A 1709-nucleotide genomic window follows, 5' to 3' on the forward strand; every position below is an offset into this window, starting at 1 on the left:
CGGCTAACCGGTCCTCTTAACCTTCCAGCACCGGGCAGGCGTCAGTCCGTATACATCGTCTTGCGACTTGGCACGGACCTGTGTTTTTAGTAAACAGTCGCTACCCACTAGTCTCTGCGGCCACCACACCCTTTCCGGAGCAAGTCCGTATAAGTGGATGGCCCCCCTTCTCCCGAAGTTACGGGGGCATTTTGCCGAGTTCCTTAACCACGATTCTCTCGATCTCCTTGGTATTCTCTACCTGACCACCTGAGTCGGTTTGGGGTACGGGCAGCTAGAACCTCGCGTCGATGCTTTTCTCGGCAGCATAGGATCACCCACTTTTTATCCGCATCGTGTCTCAGCCTGAATGAGAGACGGATTTGCCTATCTCTCGGCCTACGCACTTGCCCCGGGACAACCATCGCCCGGGTTGGGCTACCTTCCTGCGTCACACCTGTTAATACGCTAGCCGCACCAGAACGGGGTCGAGCGTTAGACCGGCCGGCTTCACCCCGAAGGGATCCACTCAGCCGGGTTAGGACTCTTAGCACCACTGGATTAGCTTGGGCGGTTCTTCGCCGGTACGGGAATATCAACCCGTTGTCCATCGACTACGCCTGTCGGCCTCGCCTTAGGTCCCGACTTACCCAGGGAAGATTAGCTTGACCCTGGAACCCTTGGTCTTTCGGAGGACGTGTTTCTCACACGTCTTTCGCTACTCATGCCTGCATTCTCACTCGTGTAGCCTCCACGGCTGGTTCACACCGCCGCTTCGCTGGCCACACGACGCTCTCCTACCCATCAACACGGCTGGACCACGAAGGCCTACCAATAATGTCAATGCCACAACTTCGGTGGCGTGCTTGAGCCCCGTTACATTGTCGGCGCGGAATCACTTGACCAGTGAGCTATTACGCACTCTTTCAAGGGTGGCTGCTTCTAAGCCAACCTCCTGGTTGTCACAGCAACTCCACATCCTTTCCCACTTAGCACGCGCTTTGGGACCTTAGTTGGTGGTCTGGGTTGTTTCCCTCTCGACTATGAAGCTTATCCCCCACAGTCTCACTGCTGCGCTCTCACTTACCGGCATTCGGAGTTTGGCTGACGTCAGTAACCTTGTAGGGCCCATCGGCCATCCAGTAGCTCTACCTCCGGCAAGAAACACGCAACGCTGCACCTAAATGCATTTCGGAGAGAACCAGCTATCACGAAGTTTGATTGGCCTTTCACCCCTATCCACAGCTCATCCCCTCAGTTTTCAACCTAAGTGGGTTCGGCCCTCCACGACGTCTTACCGTCGCTTCAGCCTGGCCATGGATAGATCACTTCGCTTCGGGTCTAGGACATGCGACTGAATCGCCCTATTCAGACTCGCTTTCGCTACGGCTACCCCACACGGGTTAACCTCGCCACATATCGCTAACTCGCAGGCTCATTCTTCAAAAGGCACGCTGTCACCCCTACTAAGGAGGCTCCAACGGTTTGTAAGCAAACGGTTTCAGGTACTATTTCACTCCCCTCCCGGGGTACTTTTCACCTTTCCCTCACGGTACTTGTCCGCTATCGGTCATCTGGGAGTATTTAGGCTTATCAGGTGGTCCTGACAGATTCACACGGGATTTCTCGGGCCCCGTGCTACTTGGGATACTCTTCGCGTCAAGAGAAGCATTTCGACTACGGGGTTGGCACCCTCTATGACCCGCCTTTCAATGCGGTTCGTCTATACT

1 rRNA gene (running past one end of the window) is annotated in these 1709 nt (G+C 55.2%); it reads right to left on the minus strand.

The window, feature by feature from the left end:
- Positions 1–1709, minus strand: a 23S ribosomal RNA gene (locus ACIQLK_RS14125); its annotated part runs 468 nt beyond the window's last position; the annotation flags it as partial.

This window comes from Microbacterium sp. NPDC091382, assembly GCF_044757025.1.
Lineage (GTDB): Bacteria > Actinomycetota > Actinomycetes > Actinomycetales > Microbacteriaceae > Microbacterium.